Source organism: Halorubrum aethiopicum (assembly GCF_001542905.1).
Classification (GTDB): Archaea; Halobacteriota; Halobacteria; order Halobacteriales; family Haloferacaceae; genus Halorubrum; species Halorubrum aethiopicum.
The window spans coordinates 2,914,195-2,934,471 of the sequence record NZ_LOAJ01000001.1 but is presented as its reverse complement, the minus strand read 5'-3'; the positions used below and the strand labels follow the sequence as shown (position 1 = coordinate 2,934,471).

Annotated in this window: 20 protein-coding genes; 12 read left to right on the top strand and 8 right to left on the bottom strand. The window is 72.2% G+C overall.

Going from position 1 to position 20,277, the window contains the following annotated elements:
* The first annotated feature begins 30 nt into the window (after window positions 1-30).
* The 4 genes from AXA68_RS14045 to AXA68_RS14030 all read left to right on the top strand — a co-directional run bounded on the left by AXA68_RS14045 (window position 31) and on the right by AXA68_RS14030 (window position 3,334).
* On the top strand, window positions 31-255 hold the full coding sequence (locus tag AXA68_RS14045; protein WP_066418012.1) for a DUF7123 family protein: 225 nt from the start codon (window positions 31-33) through the stop codon (window positions 253-255).
* A 58-nt stretch (window positions 256-313) separates the two neighbouring features.
* A complete protein-coding gene (locus tag AXA68_RS14040) occupies window positions 314-742 on the top strand; it encodes a CoxG family protein (protein ID WP_066418011.1) in 429 nt (142 codons plus the stop codon).
* Window positions 743-1,345: 603 nt separating this feature from the next.
* Window positions 1,346-2,386, top strand: coding sequence for a presenilin family intramembrane aspartyl protease PSH (locus tag AXA68_RS14035; protein ID WP_066418009.1), 1,041 nt, complete (start codon window positions 1,346-1,348; stop codon window positions 2,384-2,386).
* 42 nt (window positions 2,387-2,428) lie between these two features.
* Entirely contained in the window at window positions 2,429-3,334 is a 906-nt protein-coding gene (locus tag AXA68_RS14030; RefSeq protein WP_066418007.1) for a DUF3267 domain-containing protein, read from the top strand.
* A 40-nt stretch (window positions 3,335-3,374) separates the two neighbouring features.
* Here the strand turns inward: AXA68_RS14030 and AXA68_RS14025 are convergent, their stop codons facing one another.
* From AXA68_RS14025 to AXA68_RS14015, 3 genes are all read right to left on the bottom strand, one after another.
* Window positions 3,375-3,881 (bottom strand): PUA domain-containing protein, encoded by a 507-nt coding sequence (locus AXA68_RS14025; RefSeq protein WP_066418005.1) that lies wholly within the window; start codon window positions 3,879-3,881, stop codon window positions 3,375-3,377.
* 85 nt (window positions 3,882-3,966) lie between these two features.
* A complete protein-coding gene (locus tag AXA68_RS14020) occupies window positions 3,967-5,247 on the bottom strand; it encodes an MFS transporter (RefSeq protein ID WP_066418002.1) in 1,281 nt (426 codons plus the stop codon).
* Between the two features lie 105 nt (window positions 5,248-5,352).
* A complete protein-coding gene (locus AXA68_RS14015) occupies window positions 5,353-6,174 on the bottom strand; it encodes an HD domain-containing protein (RefSeq protein WP_066418000.1) in 822 nt (273 codons plus the stop codon).
* A gap of 141 nt (window positions 6,175-6,315) precedes the next feature.
* Here AXA68_RS14015 and AXA68_RS14010 point away from each other — a divergent pair, with 141 nt between their 5' ends.
* A complete protein-coding gene (locus AXA68_RS14010; RefSeq protein ID WP_066417998.1) occupies window positions 6,316-7,551 on the top strand; it encodes an MFS transporter in 1,236 nt (411 codons plus the stop codon).
* 16 nt (window positions 7,552-7,567) lie between these two features.
* Here AXA68_RS14010 and AXA68_RS14005 read toward each other — a convergent pair whose 3' ends face one another.
* On the bottom strand, window positions 7,568-10,048 hold the full coding sequence (locus tag AXA68_RS14005; protein ID WP_066417996.1) for a GH32 C-terminal domain-containing protein: 2,481 nt from the start codon (window positions 10,046-10,048) through the stop codon (window positions 7,568-7,570).
* Between the two features lie 324 nt (window positions 10,049-10,372).
* Between AXA68_RS14005 and dapA the strand changes: the two genes are divergently transcribed.
* From dapA to AXA68_RS13975, 6 genes are all read left to right on the top strand, one after another.
* Window positions 10,373-11,371 (top strand): 4-hydroxy-tetrahydrodipicolinate synthase, encoded by a 999-nt coding sequence (dapA, locus tag AXA68_RS14000; RefSeq protein ID WP_066417994.1) that lies wholly within the window; start codon window positions 10,373-10,375, stop codon window positions 11,369-11,371.
* Entirely contained in the window at window positions 11,368-12,222 is an 855-nt protein-coding gene (gene dapB, locus AXA68_RS13995) for a 4-hydroxy-tetrahydrodipicolinate reductase (protein WP_066417991.1), read from the top strand. The genes dapA and dapB overlap by 4 nt, the downstream gene beginning before the upstream one ends.
* Before the next feature lie 61 nt (window positions 12,223-12,283).
* The gene (locus tag AXA68_RS13990) at window positions 12,284-13,123 is read left to right on the top strand and encodes a 2,3,4,5-tetrahydropyridine-2,6-dicarboxylate N-succinyltransferase (RefSeq protein ID WP_066417989.1); all 840 of its coding nucleotides are present in this window, start codon (window positions 12,284-12,286) and stop codon (window positions 13,121-13,123) included.
* Window positions 13,120-14,484 carry a diaminopimelate decarboxylase gene (gene lysA / locus AXA68_RS13985; protein ID WP_066417987.1) on the top strand — a complete coding sequence of 455 codons (1,365 nt, stop codon included), beginning with the start codon at window positions 13,120-13,122 and terminating at the stop codon, window positions 14,482-14,484. Before AXA68_RS13990 ends, lysA begins: the two co-directional genes overlap by 4 nt.
* Complete coding sequence (gene dapF, locus AXA68_RS13980) at window positions 14,481-15,458, top strand: diaminopimelate epimerase (RefSeq protein ID WP_066417985.1); 978 nt, start codon at window positions 14,481-14,483, stop codon at window positions 15,456-15,458. The genes lysA and dapF overlap by 4 nt, the downstream gene beginning before the upstream one ends.
* On the top strand, window positions 15,455-16,714 hold the full coding sequence (locus AXA68_RS13975) for a M20/M25/M40 family metallo-hydrolase (RefSeq protein WP_066417983.1): 1,260 nt from the start codon (window positions 15,455-15,457) through the stop codon (window positions 16,712-16,714). The genes dapF and AXA68_RS13975 overlap by 4 nt, the downstream gene beginning before the upstream one ends.
* Before the next feature lie 69 nt (window positions 16,715-16,783).
* On the opposite strand, the gene AXA68_RS13970 is transcribed toward AXA68_RS13975, so the two are convergent.
* Window positions 16,784-17,164 carry a zinc ribbon domain-containing protein gene (locus tag AXA68_RS13970; protein ID WP_066417980.1) on the bottom strand — a complete coding sequence of 127 codons (381 nt, stop codon included), beginning with the start codon at window positions 17,162-17,164 and terminating at the stop codon, window positions 16,784-16,786.
* A 66-nt stretch (window positions 17,165-17,230) separates the two neighbouring features.
* A complete protein-coding gene (locus AXA68_RS13965; protein ID WP_066417978.1) occupies window positions 17,231-17,728 on the bottom strand; it encodes a LabA-like NYN domain-containing protein in 498 nt (165 codons plus the stop codon).
* Window positions 17,729-17,861: 133 nt separating this feature from the next.
* Here AXA68_RS13965 and AXA68_RS13960 point away from each other — a divergent pair, with 133 nt between their 5' ends.
* Window positions 17,862-19,151 (top strand): glycoside hydrolase family 68 protein, encoded by a 1,290-nt coding sequence (locus tag AXA68_RS13960; RefSeq protein ID WP_066417970.1) that lies wholly within the window; start codon window positions 17,862-17,864, stop codon window positions 19,149-19,151.
* Here the strand turns inward: AXA68_RS13960 and AXA68_RS13955 are convergent.
* Together AXA68_RS13955 and AXA68_RS13950 are read right to left on the bottom strand one after the other, a co-directional pair.
* Window positions 19,148-19,900: an AMP-binding protein gene (locus AXA68_RS13955; protein ID WP_066418645.1), complete on the bottom strand. Its 753-nt coding sequence runs from the start codon at window positions 19,898-19,900 to the stop codon at window positions 19,148-19,150. The two genes, AXA68_RS13960 and AXA68_RS13955, sit on opposite strands and share 4 nt — an antisense overlap.
* A gap of 13 nt (window positions 19,901-19,913) precedes the next feature.
* Window positions 19,914-20,234, bottom strand: coding sequence for a cupin domain-containing protein (locus AXA68_RS13950; RefSeq protein WP_066417969.1), 321 nt, complete (start codon window positions 20,232-20,234; stop codon window positions 19,914-19,916).
* Window positions 20,235-20,277 lie beyond the last annotated feature (43 nt).

The following is a 20,277-nucleotide window of genomic DNA, read 5'->3' as shown; positions in this document are numbered from 1 at the left end:
GTTAAGCGCGTCAGACACCAACCTCCACCGATGACCGAGTACACCGAGGAGGAGCGGCGGATCCTCGCGTACCTCACGGACAGCGTCACCCGCGGCGAGCGATACGTCCGCTCGAAGACGATCGCCGACGCGATCGGTCTCACCGCCAAACAGGTCGGCTCTAGGCTCCCCCGGCTCGCCGAGAAGGCCGACGACGTCGAGATCGAGAAGTGGGGCCGCGCCCGCTCGACGACGTGGCGCGTGAGCCAGGGGTGAGACGGACCCGGATCCGCGACTCCTCCCTTTTATTCTCCCCCCGTTCGTAGCCGGACGCATGACCGTCCGAGTCTCCCGGACGTTCGAGTTCGACGCGCCCGCCGAGGAGGTGTGGGCGTTCATCTCGGACGCGGAGAAGCGCGCAGGAGCGATCAGCGTGGTCGACACCTTCGAGGTCCACGGCGACGGAAGGGCGACGTGGCACGTCGGGCTCCCGATCCCGATGATCCGGTCGACGATCACGGTCGACACCGAGGAGGTCGAACGCAACCCGCCGAACCGGGTGAAGTTCGTCGGGAAGTCGAGCGCGTTCCGAGTGACCGGCGAGCACGTCATCACGGAGACCGACGGCGGCTGTCGGCTCGCCAACGAGTTCGTCGTCGAGGGGAAGCTCCCCGGCGTCGAGTCCTTCTTCAAGCGCAACTTCGACGAGGAGCTCGACAACCTGGAGGAGGCGCTCCGTCGGTCGTTGGCGCTCGACGCCTGAACCGCACGAGTCGACGGGGATCCGGCGCGCGAGGACCCGGGTCGGCGGGGACCCGTCTCGGATCGATCTCCGTGGTTTTATACGCGAGCGCACCGTACGGAAGGCTGCCGAAGTTCGACGCTTTTCTCGTCGAAGTTCGGCGACAACGACCCGCGCCCGTCCCACCTCGGGCGACGGCCCGACACAGCCTGGGGGTCCGCTGTTCGGTGCCGTCTCCCGTCCGCCCGCCTCTCGTCCACCCTTCGCCTTTCGCCGCCACCCGGGAGCCGTCGGCTCTCCCGTCGACGTCGCTCCCGCCGCCTCGGATCCCCTCGAAGTATCAACGCGGATAATTCGGACGACACCTTCTTGACCCGCTTGGGCCTGCCTTCGAACGCCGCGGACGAACCCGGCCGACCACCCGTTTCGGGCATGGTCGGCCGACCACTCGCTTCCACCGTCCGTCGTCCGTCGGCGTGGGTTCGGGCCACCCGCTCCCACCACCACCCGGACCCGTTCGAGGACGTGGAACACGATCTTTCCCGAACCGACGCCACCCGCCGAGTCGCGACCCCGTCGTCGAAGCGCAAGGACGATACGTCCCTGCGGTGTACGTACGCTCGAATGTTCCCCCGCGAGTACCGCGGCGTCGCCTTCGCGGTCGGCCTCTTCCTCGTCGTCCAGCTGGGCGCGCTGGCGCTGGTCCCCGAGTTCGTCGAGAGCGGCTACCAGCCCGTCGAGGACCCGCAGGACCCGACGAACAGCCTGGTGTACATCGTCGCCATCGTCGTCATGACGGGACTGATGCTCGCGGCGTTCCGCTACGAGTTCGACTGGGCGATCCGGCTGCTCATCGTCGGCGTCTCCGCCTGGCTCTCGTGGTACGTCTTCTCGGCGTTCGCCCCGCCGCTTCTCGCCGCGGTCCCCGCGGTCGCGGTCGCGGTCGGCCTGCTCGTCCACCCCGAGTGGTACGTCGTCGACGCCGCCGGGGTGTTGATGGGCGCGGGGGCCGCCGGGCTGTTCGGGATCTCCTTCGGGATCTTGCCGGCGCTCGTTCTCCTCGGCTTCCTCGCCGTCTACGACGCGATATCGGTGTACGGCACCGAACACATGCTCTCGCTCGCGGAGGGCGTGATGGACCTCAACATCCCCGTCGTCCTCGTGATCCCCCTCTCGCTCTCCTACTCGCTTCTCGACGACGATCCCGGCGACGGCGACGAGGTCGACGACGAGGGGGTCGATGCCGCGATCGACGATGCCGAGACCGACGACGCCGAGACCGACGACGCCGAGATCGACGAAGAGCCCACTGCGGCCGACGGCGACCGCGACGTCGCCGACGACGTTCCCGACATCGAGGACCGCGACGCCTTCTTCATCGGGCTCGGGGACGCCGTGATCCCGGCGGTGATGGTCGCCAGCGCCGCCACCTTCTCGCCGGCCGCGGCGCTCTCGGTCCCGCTCATCGGACTCAACCTCCCGGCGCTGTTCGCGATGGGCGGCACGCTCGTCGGCCTGCTCGTCCTGTTGCGCTGGGTGATGAAGGGCCGCCCGCACGCCGGCTTACCCCTGCTCAACGGCGGGGCGATCGGCGGGTATCTGGTCGGGTCGCTCCTCGCGGGCGTCTCGCTGGTCGAGGCGCTCGGGCTGTCGGTCGTGTTCTGAGAAGCGACGGAGTTCTTATCCCCTCGACACGTCGGGGACGACATGACCGACGCCGATCCCGAGCAGGTCCTCGGAGAGCTCGAACTCACTCGCGGGCTGACGATCCAGATGACGGCGATCGGAACGCTCGGGATGATCGTCGGGTGGACGTTCTTCGCGGGCGTCTTCCGGTTCGTCACGGGGAGCGGGGTGTCGTTCCGGTTCGCTCCCGAGGCGCTCGGCTGGATCGCGGCCCCGATCGACGTGTTGATCGTCGTGTTCCTCGGGACGTTCTTCCTCGTTCCCCACGAGTGGCTCCACGGGCTCGCGATCCGGTACTACGGCGGCGAGCCACGGTACGGGGTCGGGGTCGCCCACTTCATCCTACCGTACGCGTACGCGACGACCGACCACGAGTTCTCCCGCAACGAGTTCGTCGTCGTCCTCCTCACCCCGCTCGTCACCATGACCGCGGTCGGCGTGCCGGCGATGCTCGCCTTCGGCTGGGGGTGGCTCGCGATCCCGCTGACGCTGAACGCGGCGGGCGCGGTCGCGGACGTCTGGATGACGGTCGCGGTGCTGCGCTATCCCGAACACGTCCGGATCGTCGACCACGAGACGGGCGTCAGGATCGTGGGGCGCGCGACGGACGCGCCGCGCGGGCTCTCCGTGACGGCGGTCGTCTGGGACGCGCTCGCCGGGGCGGCCGTCGCCGCGCTCGCGACGTTCGTCCTCCTCGCGGTCGGCGGCCCGGTCCTCCTGACAGCGCTCGGCGTCGAGTCGCTCACGGTCGGGACGCCCGGACGGCTCACCTACCTCTTCTCGTTTCTCAACACGCCGGAGGAGGTCGCGATCGGCGTCGGACCCGGCGTGTTCGCCGTCGGCGGGGTGATCGGGTTGACCTACGCGCTCGCGCGGACGTATCGGCGGAGGCGGGATCCGCCGGACGACGGCGAGTCGTTCGAGTGAGTCGGGCGGTCGAACGAGCGTCACAGGGTTCGGGCGAGCGTCACGCCTCCCCGCCGACCCCGTGACGGACCTTCACCGCGACGCCGCTGTCGAACGCGAGCGCCTCGGATCCGGACAGCTCCGCGCGCCCCACCGCGAAGAGGGCGTCGTCGCCGTCGACGACGAGCACCTCGTCGCCGGGGCGGATCCCCTCGTCGACCGCGGTCACGAACTTCGCGAAGGCGTTCCGCCCCTCGCGGACGAACGGCTCGCTCTCCTCGCCGACGACGACCCGGTGGGACGGCTCGGGGAACGCGCCTCCGATCCGCCGCGCGCCGACCTCGCCGAGGGTGAACCGCCCGTCGGTGCCGTAGGTGACGATCCGGTCGCCCTCGCTGCTCCCGGGCGTGTCGTCGACGTCGCCGGCGATGACCTGGCGGGGGCGGCCGCCGCTCGACCGACGGATCGTGACCGGCTCGTCCGGCGGGAAGAGCGCCCGGCCGGCCCCCGATCCGAACTGGTAGTCCGCGCCGGTCCGCAGGTCGGCGAGGTCCTCGCTGTCGCTCATGGCCGCGGTACCGCCGCCGCGCGCAAATCGGTTCCGGTCCGGCGGTCGCCCGCGGTCCATCCGTCGGTGCCGGTCCGGCGGCCGCTCACGCCCCGCTCGGCTCGACCGCGGCCGCCCGCCGCGATTGGACGACGAAGAGCGTCGTGGCGAACCCGATGAACCCGGCCGCGAGCAGGAACCCCGTCTCGGTGCTGGTGACGTCCATGGTCGCGCCGACGAGCACCGGACCGACGACCTGGCCGACCTTCCAGGAGATGGAACGCAGCGACATCGAGCTGGCGACCGAGTCGTGGCGCTCGCCCTCGTCGACGAACAGCGACATGCTCGCGGGCAGCCGGATCGAGTCGGCGACCCCGAGCAGCGAGTAGGCCGCAAAGAGCGCGAAGAAGGCCCCGCCGAGCGTCTGTGCGTCGCCGAGATACGAGATCGTGACCGGATCGACGGTCCCCTCGAAGTACGTCGCGAGCGGGATCGCGGCGGTGCCGACCCCGTACAGCAGCGCCCCGATCGCCACGAAGGCGTGCCGCCTGCCGTACCGGTCGGTGAGGTCGCCGACGAACCCCTGCGTGACCGCCTTCGTCGCCTTCCCGCCGGCCATGATCCACCCGATCGCGAACGCGGAGATGTCGAACGTCGTCCGGGCGTAGATCGGGAGGAAGATGATGACGGCCATCTTGCCGACGCTGAAGGTGAATCGGAAGACGACGAGCGAGCGGAGCATCGGCAGCGCCAGCAGCGACCGGAACGTCTCGATGCCGTCGACCGCCTCGGGGTCGGTCTGTCCCCCCGGATCGTCCCGCAGGAAGCGGTAGACGAGGAGGAAGCTCCCGAGCGTGATAACGGAGAGCACGGCGTACGTCTCGGTGAAGCCGTACGCGTACAGCAGGTAGCCGCCGAGGAGGTCGCCGGTGAGCGAGGACACCGACGCGAACTGGTTGTACGAGCCGAGCCAGAGCCCCTGCTCGTCGTCGGGGCTGATCTCGCCGATGATCGTCGCGCCGGTGATCCAGAGAATGCTCGCGCCGAGCCCCTGGACCATCCGGACGAGGATCACGTGGACCGGGTTCGAGACGAACGCGAACCCCACGAAGACGCCGACGTTGATCAGGAAGCCGGCGAGCAGGAACCGCTTGGCGTTGCCCGTGTCGACCGCCCGGCCGAGCGGGAGGACGACGAGCAGCTGGACGGCCGCGAAGGCGGTTCCGAACAGCCCCTCGATGAAGCCCGTGGTTCCGAAGAGGTCGGCGTACAACGCGAGCGCGATGAGGATCGTCGAGTACGCCTGGCTGCGCGCGAAGGCGGTCCCGGCGAGCGAGGCGAACTCCGCGTTGCCGAGGAGCCGTACAGAGTTGCCGAAGCGGGCCACGATCGAGTGTCGACTCGGGGGAGGAGGTCCACGTAGTAAAGGCCGAGCGAGCCGGCGGTCCCTGCTGGATTCCGCTCGCGGGCGATCCCCCGCCGACCTCGCCGCCTACAGCTCGATCCGCTCGACGAGCGATCCCTCGCCGTTCTCCTTCGTGTTGATCGCGACGATCCGGACGAGGTCCTCGAGCATCGATCCCTCCACCTTGGCCTTCAAAAGCGAGTCGACCTGATAGACGCCCGCGGCGTTGTTCATCCGGATCTCGACCTGGACGGGCAGCTCCTCGTCGGGATGGAGGATCACCGACTCGATGGCCTGCGAGGAGACGGTGTTGATCCCGCGTCCGCCCTTCTCGTAGGGGACACGCGAGCGACCGCGCTCCATGTCGAGGCCGTCGGCGATCCGGATCACGCCCGCCTCCCGCGTCAGCGGCTCCTCCTCGGTGTGGTGACAGAGGATCGCGTGGAGCACCTCGGCTTTCACCCGCACCTGCTCCGCGACGTCGTAGAACTCCGGCAGCAGCCGATCGAGCACGTCGGCGGCGAGCGGGATCGAGTAGTAGGAGTGGTGGTCCCGGTGGACGACGTGGCCGATGTCGTGAAGCGTCGCCGCGAGCGCGAGTATCACCGGCTCGTCCGCCTCCTCGAGGCCCTGCTGGCGGGCCCCGTTGAACTCGACGGCTCCCGCCTTGAGCAGGTCGTAGAGCCGGAGGGCGCGGTCGCGAACGATCTCGACGTGTTTCGTTCCGTGGTCGTTGTACCCCTTCCGGTCGACGGCGTTGACGTTCTGCGCCTCGAGGTACGTCGTGATCTCGGGATCGCTTTCGATCCGCTCGAGCATCTCGTTCACCCGGCCGTCGGGGAACGCGTGGTCCGCGGCCGGGTCGTACCGCTGTCTCGCCACGTGTTCGTCGTCCGCCGCCTTCGTCATGGGATGTACACGGACGCCGCGGGAAGATAAAAGGGTGTGGCCCGAGGGTCCGGCCGCCGAGAGGCTCCGATCACCGCCCGGAGTTCCGGCCGGTCGACACGGCAACCTATTCGGACGCCCCCGTGATACACACCTCCATCGATGGGGTCGAGCCCGGCCGTCGGTCGCCGCGAGTACGGGATCACGCTGGTCGCGAGCGCGAGCTACACTTGCCTGCTCTTCGTCTGGTTCTCGCTGCCCGCGTACCTCCCCACGATCATCGACGACGTGGGACTGACGAGCACCCAGGCCGGCGTCCTCGCGGGGGCGATCCCGCTGACATACATCCCGCTCGCGCTGCTCTCCGGGCTCGTCGTGGACCGTATCGGGCCGGCGAGGGTCATCGCCGCGGGCGTCCTCGTCTACGGCGGGGGCCAGATCGGGCGGAGCGTCGCGCCCGGCTTCGCGTCGCTCCTGGCGTTCACGCTGGCGATGGGCGTCGGCGCGACGACCGTCACCTTCGGCCTCCCGAAGCTCGTCTCGACGCTGTTCCCGTCCGGGCGCACGGGCCGCCCGACCGCGATCTACCTCGTCGCCGCCTCGGCGGGGTCGGCGGGCGTCTTCGCCGTCGGCCGCCCGGTTCTGGGGCCGGCCCTCGGCGGATGGCGGCCGCTGTTCCTCTGGAGCGGCGTCGTCGCGGTCTGTTACGGCGCGGTCTGGTCGATCGTCGCGATCCGGACCGGCGTCGACGACGCCGGAGGGAACGAGGAGGGAGAGAACGCCGCCGACGCCTTCGAGCCCCGAGCGCTCGCGGCGGACCTCCGGCGCGTGCTCACGCACCGCGAACTCCAGCTGCTCGTCGTGATCGGAACGATGTACCTGCTCATCAACCACGGGATACAGGGGTGGCTCCCCACGCTCCTGGAGTCACGGGGGCTCCCGGCCGCAGTCGCCGGGCGGGCAACGAGCGCGTTCGTCGTCGCCCACGTCGTCGGCGTCCTCGGCGTTCCCGAGCTGGCGGACCGGTTCGGGGTCGAGCGCCCGGCGCTCGCGGGCTGTGGCACCGCGGCGTTCCTCGGGATCGCGGTCCTGATCGCGGGCGACGCCGGCGCCGTGGCGCTCCTCGGCGTCGTCGCCGCCGGCCTCGGGAGCGGCGGGCTCTCGCCGCTGATCCGGACGATCCCGCCCGACCTGGAGGGGATCGGGGCCGGGCTGACGGGGACGGCCGTGGGGTTCATCTTCGCGGTCGGCGAGGTCGGCGGGTTCCTCGGTCCGGTGCTCGTGGGGACCCTCTACGACGCGACCGGGTCGTACGCGCCGGGGTTCGGCGTGCTCGCGGCCGGCGGCGTCGGCGTCGCGGCCGCCGGGGTCGCGCTGGTCGCGCTCGACCGGCGGTGAGGACGGGTACCGTCCGCTACCGGGGATCGGCCCGTCGATCCCCGCCGCCCACCGCCGGCCACGCCCCCTCCATCCGCCACATCGAGAGGTCGACGTCGACGCCGATCGGGCCGTCGTCCGGTCTTTCCGTGGAGCCGTCGTCCGGTCTTTCGGCGGACCCGGCGTCCACTTCCTCCCCAGGGCCGGAATCCGTGCTCTTCCCGCCGTCGGGGTCGGCGACGGCGACGAGCGAGACCCCCGTCGCGTCGTGGCGAGTGGGGTAGATCCGCGTCGCGAGCGCCCGTCGCCCGTTCACGAACAGCTCGAGGACGCTCGCGTCGACGAAGACGCGCACGTCGAGGGGTCGCTCCAGGTCGTCGACGGCCACGCCGACCGGCGCGTCGCGCGCGTCGCGGTCGAGGCTGCTCTCCGAGCGGTCGACGACGACGCGGTCGCTCCCGATCCGGACCGTCGTCCGCTCCGCGCCGTCGGGCGACTCGCGGACGCGGAGCGCGACGGCCGAGCCGGGGGCGTCGTCGGGGTCGAGGCGGGCCCGGAGCTCGAACGCCTCGCCGGTCGCGTCGAGCCGTTCGGGGGTCGAATCCGCGGTCAGCCGGTCGTCGACGAGCCGCGTCTCGCGGAGCCGCTCGACCTCTCCGACGGGTCGCTGGCGGAGTTCGCCGTCGACGACCGCGATCTCGCGCGGGAGGCTCATGGCGCCCGACCAGCCCGCGTCCCACCCGCTCGCGGCCGACCGCTCCTCCCGGAGCCAGCCGATCGTTATCGTCCGGCCGTCGGGAGCCGCGAGCGACTGCGGCGCGTAGAACGCGCCGGGATCGAGGACGCCCCTCTCGTCGACCCGGAACCGACCGGCGTCGGCGTCGAACGCGCCGAGGAAGTACCGCACGTCCTCGTAGTCCGAGACGTGGAGCAGGTCGCCGTCGGCGAAGCGGAGCAGCTCCGGACACTCCCAGACGACCCCGGGGTCGGCCTCCTCGGTGACGAGGGCGGGGCCCTCGTAGGTCCACTCGCGGAGGTCGCGGCTCGTGTACAGCACCGCCGCGCCGCCGCGGTCCTGGAGCCCCGCGCCGATCAGCTGGTGCCAGCGGCCGTCCTCGTACCAGAGGCAGTGGTCCCGGAAGTGCGCCGGCTCGCCGGGCGTCGACAGCAGGTCGAGTTCGGACGGCGGCGACCGGATCACGGGGTTGGCCGGGTCGGGCTCGAAGCGCGTCAGGTCGTCGTCGGTCGCGGTCGCGAGACACGGCCGCTGCCAGCCGTCGCGGCCGCCGGTGTAGAGCGCGTACACCGCATCGGCGTCGCCCGCGGCGACGGGGGAATCGGCGTCGTCGCCGGCGGCGGGGGAGTCGACGTCGTCGCCGGCGGGTACCGCGCGCGACTCGACTCCCGCGTCCCCGTCCGTCTCGACACGATCGACCGCGACCGCACACCCCGACCAGCAGCCGTCCCGGTCCGGACCGCTCGGGTCGGGGGACATCGCGACCGGCCGGTCCTCCCAGCGGACGAGGTCCTCGCTGACGGCGTGGCCCCAGTGGACCGCGCCGTGGTACGGTCCGGCCGGGTTGTACTGGTAGAAGAGGTGGTAGGTCCCGTCGTGGTGGATCATCCCGTTCGGGTCGTTGAGCCAGTTGACCGGCGCGGTGACGTGGTAGGAGGGTCGGTCGCGATCGCCCGAGAGCGCGTCGCGGTAGCGCTCGAGTTCGCGGCCGCTCTTCGGCCGCCCCGTCGCGAGCGCGGTGTCGTACTCGCTGTCCCCCGCGAGCCAGCGGACCACGTCGGCCGCGAAGCGCTCGCGGGTCGCCTCGGTGGTCGCGTCGTCGTGCTGGGCGAACTCCATGCCGACGCCGACCCCGATGACGGTCCCCGCCCCGACCCGCCACTGGAGGACGGTCACCTCCGAGGGGACGTCCTCGACGCCGCGGTAGGTGGACGCCAGGACGTCCGCGTTCTCCGGGAGCACGTCCTCGTACCGGGCGTACGGGGCGGTCGAGCCCGCGGGGCGGATGTGGTGGCGCAGTCCGTCGAGTCCGTCGACCGCGGGGTGACCCTCGTAGAGGGGGTGCCACAGCGGCCCGACCGGGTCCGCCACCTCCTCGGTCCCGGTCGCGTCCGGCGGGACCGGGTCGATCCCGAGCGCGCTCACCTGCGCGAGCGCCCGCGCCGAGCAGAACAGCCCGCCGCCGTCCGCGAGAAACGCTCGGATCGGCTCCGCACACTCGGCGACCGTCGCCGGGTCGCTCACGGGGTCGTACCCGTGCCACCAGAGCGCGTCGAAGCGGTCGAGATCCGTCTCCCCGGCCGCGACCGACGCGAGCGCGACCGTCTCGACGTCTCCCACCACGTCGCGGGCGAACGCGAGCGCGGCCGACCGCTCCGTCGCTCGCTCTCCGACCGACTCCCGGCCCCCGATCCCGTCGGCCCCCGCCTCCCCGCCGTCGGTCGCCCGACCGCCGGTCGAGCCCTCGAGGAGGAACCCGAGGCGGGGTTCGTCGTCGTTCATGTGCGTCCGTTACCACGCTCGTAGTAAAAACGGTTCTCACGCGCCGCGCGGCGGATCGGTCGACTGCGTCCCCGGCGGCCGACGGGCCGGCAGATTCCGTCGAGGACGAAACGCATAAACGACCGATCGGCGTACGTCGGGGTGTGACCCGAACCGCGTCGTCGCTCGGCTCGCGCCCGCCGGCAGCGACGCGGCCCTTCTCGAAGAAACGCGCGTGACGCGTCCACAGGCGGGAGTGGCGACCCCGTCCCGGACGACCCCCGACCCGCGCGCGACCGCTTTCAGGACGACGTTCGGAACGACGCGATCCGACCCACGACACCGATGACGAATCCAACGACTACGACGCCGTACACGACCGACCGCGACGACGACCGAGAACCGACCGACGAACCCTTCGAGGGGGTCTACCCCGCGATGACGACCCCCTTTACCGGCGAGAACGGGATCGATCACGAGCAGCTCGCCGCGAACGCCCGCCACCTCGAGCGCGCCGGCGTCGACGGGGTGGTCCCCGTCGGCTCCACCGGCGAGTCCGCGACGATGACCCACGACGAGCACATCGCAGTGGTCGAGACGGTCCGCGACGCCGTCGACGACGTGCCCGTGATCGCGGGCACGGGCTCGAACAACACCGCGGAGGCGCTCTCGCTCTCGCGCCGGGCCGCGGCGGCCGGCGCGGACGGACTGCTCCTCATCTCGCCGTACTACAACAAGCCCGAGCCCGAGGGATTCAGGGAGCACTACCGAACGATCGCCGACGCGGTCGACCTCCCGCAGATCGTCTACAACGTCCCCTCGCGGACGGGGCGGTCGATCCCCGTCGACGTCGTCGTCGACCTCGCGAGTCACCCCAACGTCCGGGGGTACAAGGCGGCCTCCGGCGACCTGAATCGGATCGGCGAGATCGTCGAACGAACCCGCGGGGAGGCGTTCTCCGTGCTCTCCGGCGACGACGGGCTCACCCTCCCGACGCTCGCCGTCGGCGGAACCGGCACGATAAGCGTCGTCGCGAACGTCGAGCCGGAGCGCGCGTGTGCGATGGTCGGGTCGGCGCTCTCGGGCGACTACGACCGCGCGCGCGAGCTCCACCACGAGCTCGCGCCGCTGGTGCGCGCGCTGTTCGCCGAGACGAACCCGATCCCGGTAACGGAGGCGATGTACGTCCGGGGCCGCGGTGGCCCGCACGTTCGATCGCCGCTCACCCGGCTCTCCGAGGAGCGACGCGAGGATCTCCGCGATCTGCTCGCGGAATACGAGGAGGGGACGCCGGGGGAGACGGAAGCGGCGGGGGAGACCGACGTCTCCGGAGGCGCGGAATGACCGGCGACGCCGACGCGACCCGGATCGCCGTCACCGGCGCGGGCGGCCGGATGGGCCGGGAGGTGCTGGAGGCGGCGGCGATCCGGGAAGACGTCGCGGTCGGCCTCGCGGTCAACCGCACGCCGACGGACCCGGTCGCGGGCGTCGACGTCGCGGACGCGGCCCGTCTCGACGACCTGATCGCCGATGCCGGCGGTGACGCCCACGCCGACGTCCTCGTCGACTTCACGGGCCCCGAGTCGGCCGTCGAGTACGCCGAGACGGCCGCCGAGGCGGGGGTGGCCGTCGTCACCGGCACGACCGGCTTCGACTCCGGGGGGACGGCGCGGCTCTGCGCCGCGAGCGAGGCGGTCCCCCTGTTGCGGTCGTCGAACTTCGCGCGCGGCGTCGCCGCGCTCCGCCGGGCGGTCCGCGATGCGGTCGCGGCGGTCCCCGGCTACGACGTGGAGGTGACGGAGACGCACCACAACGGGAAACGCGACGCGCCATCGGGGACCGCGAGGACGCTGCTCGACGACGTGGAGGGCGTCCGCGAGGAACTGGCGGGAAGCGACGCCCTCGACCGACGGGTCAACGGCCGGGAGGGCGACGCGCCCCGAAGTCCCGGCGAGATCGGCGTCCACGCGCGACGCGCCGGCGACGTGACGGGCGAACACGAGGTGTTGCTCGCGGGCAACCGCGAGACGCTCTCGCTCACGCACCGCGCCGGCGACCGCGGCGTGTTCGCCGAGGGCGCGCTCGACGCCGCGGCGTGGCTGGCCGGTCGCGACCCCGGATGGTACGAGTTCGACGACGTGCTCGGCGGGGGACGCGACGGCGGGGCCGCGACGGCGGAGGACGCGGCCCGATGAGTGCGATAGGCATCGACACACATCGACGGGTAAATACCGCCGGTCGACCACGGGGGGAGTAATGACGCTCGAATCCGACGTGGCCGACCTCTGGGACCGGTACGAGGCCGGGCTCTCGGCGGCGGAGACGACGGCGGACGACGTGGCCGTCCTCGACGACTTCCTCGCGGCGCTCTCGGCCGGCGAGGTCCGTGCCGCCCGGAAGACCGGCGACGACGTGACGACGTGGGAGGCCAACGAGTGGGTCAAACGCGGCTGCCTGCTCAACTTCGCGCTCCGCGAGACCGAGCCCCGCGAGTACGGCGGCGTGACCTACTACGACGTGTTGCCCCTCCGGGAGACCGACGACCTCGCCGAGCGCGGCACCCGCAACACCCCGGACGGCACCGTGCTCCGACCCGGATCGTACCTCGGCAGCGACTGTATCGTGATGAGCCCGGCCTTCCTCAACATGGGCGCGTACGTCGGCGACGGGACGCTCGTCGACTCCTGTGACACGGTCGGCTCCTGCGCGCAGGTCGGTTCCGACGTGAAACTCGGCGCGAACACCCTGATCGGCGGCGTGCTGGAACCGATCGAGGACGCCCCCGTCGTCATCGAGGACGGCGTCTCGCTCGGCGCGGGCTGTCGGGTCACGAGCGGGTTCCGCGTCGGCGAGAACTCCATCGTCGGCGAGAACACGCTGCTCACGCCGCGGATCCCCGTCTACGACCTCGTCGAGGAGGAGGTCCTCTACGGCCACCTCCCCGCCGAGCGCCGGGCGTTCACGCGGATGGTGGAGTCCTCGGTCGGCGACCACGACCTCTTCGAGGGCGGCGCGTACAAGCCCGCGGTCGTCGCCACCGACGTGGAGACGGAGACGCTCGAGGCGACCCGACGCGAGGGGGCGTTGCGGGAATGACGGCGGAGACGACGGAGACGACGGAAACGGAGCGCGACGCCGACGCGAACCCGCCCGTCCGGCGCGTGAGCGACTGGGACGCGGACCGGCTCGTCGCGTTCGCCGACGAGCACGACACCCCGCTGTACGTCCAGGACCTCGACCGGACCCGCGAGAACTGCGAGCGCCTGCTTGCGGCGTTTCCCGACGCCGACGTGCGGTACGCGGTCAAGGCGCACACCGGCCGCGCGGTGCTGGAGGCGGTCCGCGAGGCGGGGCTCGACGCGGAGTGCGCCTCGGCCGGGGAACTCGACCGCGCGCTCGCGGCCGGCTTCGACGGCGACCGGCTCCACTACACCGCGGTCAATCCTCCGGATCGGGACCTCGACTACGTCGTCGACGTCGCGGAGCGCGAGCCGGATCTCACGGTCACCGCCGGCGCGGTCGACACCCTCGACCGGCTGGCCGAGCGCGACTACGACGGCCGGCTCTGCCTCCGCGTGAACCCGGGGGTCGGCGCGGGCCACCACGCGAAGGTCACCACCGGCTCGGCACCGAAGTTCGGCGTCCCCTACGATCGCGCGGCGCGAGTCGCCCGCGAGGCGGCCGAGCGGTTCGACGTGGTGGGCGTCCACGCGCACGCGGGCTCCGGCATCGACCCGGACCAGCTCGACAGCCACCGCGAGCTCGTCGCGCGGATGGGCGACCTCGCCCGGGAGCTGACCGACTCGACCGCCACCGACCCCCTCGACCTCGAGTACGTCGACGTCGGCGGCGGCTTCGGCGTCCCGTACCGCGAGGACGCCGACCCGCTCGACCTGCCCGCCGTCGCGGACGCGACGCGCGAGGCGGTCGGCGACCTTTCCGGGCTCGCGCTCGCGATCGAGCCCGGTCGGTACGTCGTCGCCGACGCGGGCGTCCTCCTGACGCGGGTGAACACCGTGAAGCCGACGCCGGAGGGGACGGTCGTCGGCGTCGACGCCGGGATGACTGACCTCCTGCGTCCCGCGATGTACGACGCGTACCACCCGATCCGGAACCTCGGCGGGGCCGACGGCGAGCCGGACCCGACGGACCGGGAGACCGCCTCCGTCGCCGTCGCAGGACCTATCTGTGAGACCGGCGATAGCTTCTGTACGGACCGCGCGCTCGCCGAGCCGGCCCGCGGGGACCTCCTCGCGGTCGGCGTCGCGGGCGCGTACGGCTACGAGATGGCGAACCAGTACAACTCGCGGCCGCGGCCCGCGGAGGTCGCGCTCGCGGACGGGGAGGCGAGGGTCGTCCGGCGACGCGAGCGGCTCGCCGACCTCACGACGGTCGAACGGGGGACAGCGGACGCGCCGGAGACGGCGGAGACGACGGGAGCGGGGGTGGACCGATGAGCACCCACGCCGTCCCGGTGGAGAAGTACCACGGCACCGGCAACGACTTCCTCGTGGTCGACGCCAGCGAGGGCGTCGGCGACCGCTCGGCGTTCGCGCGCGCGTACTGCGACCGCGAGACCGGGATCTCGGCCGACACGGTCGACGGCGCGGTCACCGACGCGGGCGGCGACGCCCACGACGACCCCACCGGCCGCCGGGGGGCCGACGGCGTCCTCTTTCTGGAGATCGGCGAGCGCTACCGCCCGACCCGCGTCGTGATGACGCTCGTCCAGCCGGACGGCTCGACCGCCGCCATGTGCGGCAACGGCGCGCGCGTCGTCGCTCGCTGGGCGCACGAGCGGACCGGCGACCGCGAGTTCATGATCGACACGCAGGCCGGGACCCGCCGCGCGACCGTGAGCGCCGACGGGAGCGAAGCGACCATCGAGATGGGGACGCCGCGGTTCGATCCCGCTTCCGTTCCCGTCGACCGCGACGAGCCGCTCGTCGCGGAGGAGATCGAGGGGCTCACCGTCACCGCGGTCGACACCGGCGTTCCACACGCCGTGGCGTTCCTCGAGGGCGGCCGCGACGACTCGGACGGAATCGACGCCGTCGACCTCGACGCGGTCGCGCCGCCGGTCAGACACGCGGCCGTCTTCCCGCAGGGCGCGAACGTGAATCTCGCGGCGGTCGTCGACGCCGGCGGAGGAGACGGGCGGGGACGCGACGGGGACGGCCACGAGGCCCCGGCCGTCATCGACCAGCGAACCTTCGAGCGCGGCGTCGAGGGCGAGACGCGCTCCTGTGGCACCGGCGCGGTCGCGATCGTCGCCGTCGCCCGCCGGCTGGGACTGATCGACGGCGACACGGCGGTGACCCGGCCGCCGGGCGGCGAGTTGCGCATCACGGTCCCGGACGACGACCACGCGACCCTGACCGGCCCGGTCGCCCGCGAGTTCTCGGGGCGGGTCGCGGCGGACCCGCGATGACGGACGCGACCGACGCGACCGACGAACCCGACGCGCCTCCCGCGCTCGGTGCGACCGACTTCGACCCGGTCGGGTTCCTCGAGAGGGCCGTTTCGACCCCCTCACACGAGGACGTCGAGGCGATGCGCCGGCTGCTCGTTGAGACGCTCGAGGGGTTCGGCGTCGACGCCGCCGTCGACGAGGCCGGCTGCGTCGTCGCCGAGAAGGTCTCGCCGGCACCCGAGGACGGTCCGCACGTCGTCGCGAACACCCACATCGACACCGTCACCCCCCACGTCGCCTTCGAGCGCGACCGGGAGGCGACCGGTTCGGAGGCGGGAGAAACGGAGGGATCGGGCGGGACCGGACCCGCGGACGTGATCCGCGGGCGCGGGGCGTGTGACGCCAAGGGGCCGCTCGCGGCGATCCTGTACGGGTTCCTCGCCACCGAGCCGGCGCGCGGACGGCTCACGCTGGCGGTGACGCCCGACGAGGAGACGCTCTCCCGCGGGGCCGCGGCGCTGACCGGCAAGCTCCCGGGGACGGACGACGAGCTCGACGGGGACCTGTATCTCGTCGGCGAACCCACCGGTCTCGACGTCTGTACGGCCGCGAAGGGGCGATTTCAGGGAACGATCGAACTCTCCGGTGAGGCGGCACACGCCGCCGAGTTCGCGGGCGCGAACGCGGTCGCGGCCGCGGAGGGGGCGCTCTCCGCGATCCGCCGCTTCGACGCGGACGCCGACGACCACCCGCAGCTCGGCCCGCCGAAGCTCACGCCGACCGTCGTCGAGGGCGGCGGGGCGACGAACCAGGTGCCGGCCGACTGCGCGGTCACGGTCGACCGGCGGAGCGTCCCTCCGGAGACGGCGGAGGGGTTCCGGAGCGCGCTCGAGGAGGCGGTTCGGACGGCGGTCGGCGCGCTGGACGGGAGCGCGGCGACCGTCGACGTCGACGTCTCCCTCACCGACCGCGACTCGCCGTTCTTCGAGGCGTTCTCGACCGACCCGGACCACGGGTTCGTCGACACCGTCGCGGAGGCGGCGCGGTCGGCGGCCGCGGACGCAGGGGTAGATCGCGGCGGCGAGGTCCGCCCGTTCGGTGCGGCGACGGAGGCGTCGTACTTCGCGCCGGCACCCACGGTCGTCTTCGGGCCGGGCGACCTCGCGGACGACGCCGGCGCGGTCGCCCACGCCGAACGCGAGTACGTCAGGGTGCGGGAGGTCGAGGCCGCGGCCGCGACGGTCGCGGGCGTCCTCGATCGGACGCTCGGCTGAGACGGGACATTCGGTCGAGGCGGAACGCTCGGCCGAGGGGGGTTCACGGGAGCGTGCGCTCGCCCCGCGCTACCCGACGAAGAAGTCGATCGCGTCGTGTTTCGACTGGCCCTTGTACAGCTCCGAGTAGCCGCAGTTCGCACACGAGACGACGATGAACCGGCGGTTCTGGACGTCGAACAGCTTCGTGAGACCCGTTCCGCTCGTCGCTATCTCGTCGGTCTCGGTCTCCTCGCCGCCGCATTTCGGACAGCCCGAGTCGCCGTCCGACCCGAGGCTCTCCCCGGGGTCGGCACGGGAGTCGCCCCGGCCGGGAGCCCCGTCGTCGTACTCGGCACGTCCGGGTCCGGGACCGCCGTCGCCGGTCGACCGGTCGCCGCCGTCGCTCCCGTCGTCCGTCGAGTCGTCGCCGAAGACGGAGTAGCTCGTGTCGTTGTCGTCGGAGGGCATCGGTTCGACGCTGAACCGTCGCGGATAAAGGCTTTCCGGCGGTCGTGGCCGCCGAGGGAGCCGACGCTACAGCAGGAACCGGTCCTCGTGCTCGTCGATGTCGACGAAGTCGTCGACGGCGTCGACCAGCTCGTCGGCCGTGGAGCTGCCGAGCCCGATCGCCTCGACGCGGACCCCCTCGTGTCTGAGGTGCGAACAGAGCCTGGCGAAGTCGCCGTCGCCGGTACAGAGGACGACGGTGTCGACGTGGTTCGCGAGCGTCACGGCGTCGAGGCTCATCCCCACGTCCCAGTCGGCCTTCTTCGAGCCGTCGGCGAACGTCTTGATGTCCTTGATCTTGGCCTCGAAGCCGATGTCGCGGAGCGCCTCGAAGAAGCTCTCCTCCTCCGGCGAGTCCGCGCGGATCACGTAGGCGATGGCCCGGACCAGCGATCGCTCCCGGACCGCCTCCTCGAGCAGCGCCGAGTAGTCGACGTTTCGGGAGTAGCGGCTCTGTGCGGAGTGATAGAGGTTCTGCGAGTCGGCGAGGACGCCGACGCGCTGTGCGGGATGGGTGTCGACCATACGGGACCCACCGTCGGCTCCGGCTAGGGTCTTGGGATCCGTCGCTGGCGCGCAGTTGGCGGCGATGCGCTCCGCATAAGTAGTTTTTCACGGGTGTAGTAACCGTTTTTTGCCCCACCGTCGAAGGGCCGGTATGACGAACGACCGCGCCGGTCGCGCCGCCTGGACCCGCGAGGCGGCCGGCCGGATCGAGCGCACCGACGACGCCGTCGCGCCGATCGTCTACCCGCCGGAGACCGACCGGTTCGAGGGGTTCCACGTCTGGGACACCTGGCCGCTCCGGAACCGCGACGGGAGCCTCGCGGAGATCGGCGGGTACCGCGTCGTCTGCGCGCTCACGGCGACCGACGACCTGCTTCCCGGCAAGCGCCACGACGTGGCGTCGATCCACTACTTCACCTCGCCGGACGGCGAGACCTGGAGCCACGGCGGGCCCCTCTTCTCCGACGGCGCGCTCGGCTCCCGGCAGTGGGCCGGCTCGACGATGGTCGACGGCGGCGACGTCCACGCCTTCTACACCGCCGCGGGCGAGCGCGGCGAGGACGACCTCGCGTACACCCAGCGGATCGCGGGCGCGACCGGCGGGACGGTCCGCGTCGGCGACGACGGGCTCCGGATCGACGGCGAGTGGGACCACGAGATCCTGCTCGAGCCGGACGGCGACCTCTACGAGCGGGAAGCACAGTCGCGCGGGATGACGTACACCTTCCGCGACCCGTGGTTCTTCGAGGACCCCGCAAGCGGCGAGACGTACCTCCTCTTCGAGGCGAACACCCCGGTGCCGGAGGACGCGGACCCCTGCGACGGCGACGTCGAGGCCGCGTCGTTCAACGGGAGCGTCGGGATCGCGCGCTCGCCGACCGGCAACCCGACCGACTGGGAGCTGGAGCCGCCGCTCCTCGACGCGGTCTGCGTCAACCAGGAACTCGAGCGACCCCACCTCGTCGTCCGCGACGGCACCTACTACCTGTTCGTCTCCAGTCACCAGCACACGTTCGCCCCGGGGATCGTCGGCTACGACGCGCTGTACGGCTTCGTCGCCGACGACCTCCGCGGCGAGTATCGCCCGCTGAACGGCCACGGCATGGTCGCGACCAACCCCGCGAACGCGCCGTTCCAGTCGTACTCGTGGACCGCCTACGACCACGGCGACGAGATGCTCGTGGTGAGCTTCTTCAACTACTACGAGTACGTCGGCGAGAGCCTCGACGGGATCGCGGACCTCCCCGAGAGCGAGCAGCGACGCCGGTTCGGCGGCACCCTCGCGCCGACGCTCCGGATCGGTCTCGACGGCGACCGAACCGAGCTGCTCGGGACGCTCCGACACGGCTCCCTGCCGCTTGCCTCCGAGGAGCTCTCTCCGGTCGACCGCGGCGGGCGACCGCGCGGAACCGACCGCGACGGCGGTTCCTACCGGTCCTAACCGATCAGCGACGGCAGCGTCGCCACGTCGATCCGCGCGGGTTCGGGCGGGTCCGCGTCCGCGTCGTCGACGACCGCCAGATCCCCGCGAGGCTCCGACGGAGCCGTTTCCCCCGCGGATCCCGCGAGAACGACCACGCCCCCGCGAGCGAGCGGCGCGACCACGCCCGCCGCGATCGCTCGCGGGTCCGCGAACGTCGTCCGGACGACGACCCGCGTCCCGGCGTCGATCCCGTGCTCCGTCGCCGCCGCCCTCGCCGCGTCGACGAGCCGACCGTGCGGGACGGTTCCGTCGTCGGTCCGGAGGACGGGATCGGTCGGGGAGACGGTCGCGGGCGGCGTGGCGGGGTTCTCGCTCCACAGCTCCTGCTCCCAGTGTGTCGTCTCGGGGCGCTCCGGCGGGCCCCCGAAGGCGGCGAGGTTCGTCCCCGGCTTCGGGTCGAGCGACCGCTCGCGGTCGACGGGGACCACCGCGACCCGGTCGCCCGCGTCGACGCCTGCGGCCGGGTCGAACCGGACCACTGCGCCGAGGCGTGCCGCGCCGAGGAACGCGAGCGCGGCGTGGAGCCCCGGCGTCGGGTCGACGGCGACGGTCGACCCCTCGCGCGCGCCGAGGTACCGGAGCACGTTCGCGGCCTTGTACGCGTTGGTGATCAGGTCGTGGGCGGTCCGCTCGCGGCCGTCGGGGGTGACGAGCGCGGGGTCGCGGCTCCGCCGGTCGCGTCCGAGCAGGTCGCCGACGACCTCGATCCCGGTCACCGCCTCAGGGCGCGCCCGCGACCACCATCCGGGAGCCGTCCGCCTCGAACGAGAGCGTGCGGCTCGACTCGGGGTCGACGCGGATCGCGTCGCCGGCCGCGAGCGCGACCGACTCGCCGTCGACGTCCATGGTCGCCTCGCCCTCGAGGAGGACGTACACCTCCTCCTGACCGTCCTCGGCGTGGTCGTGTTCCATCCCGTCCCAGTCGGCGTCGGCCTCGACGACCGTGACGCCGAGCTCCGCGCAGTCGAGCGCCTCGCGCAGGAAGTACATGCCGGGCGCTTTCGGTTCGACGTCGGTGTAGGCGGCTTCGTCGTAGCCCATACCGCCGCTTGGACCGGACGCCCGAAAAGCCTGTCTTCGGATC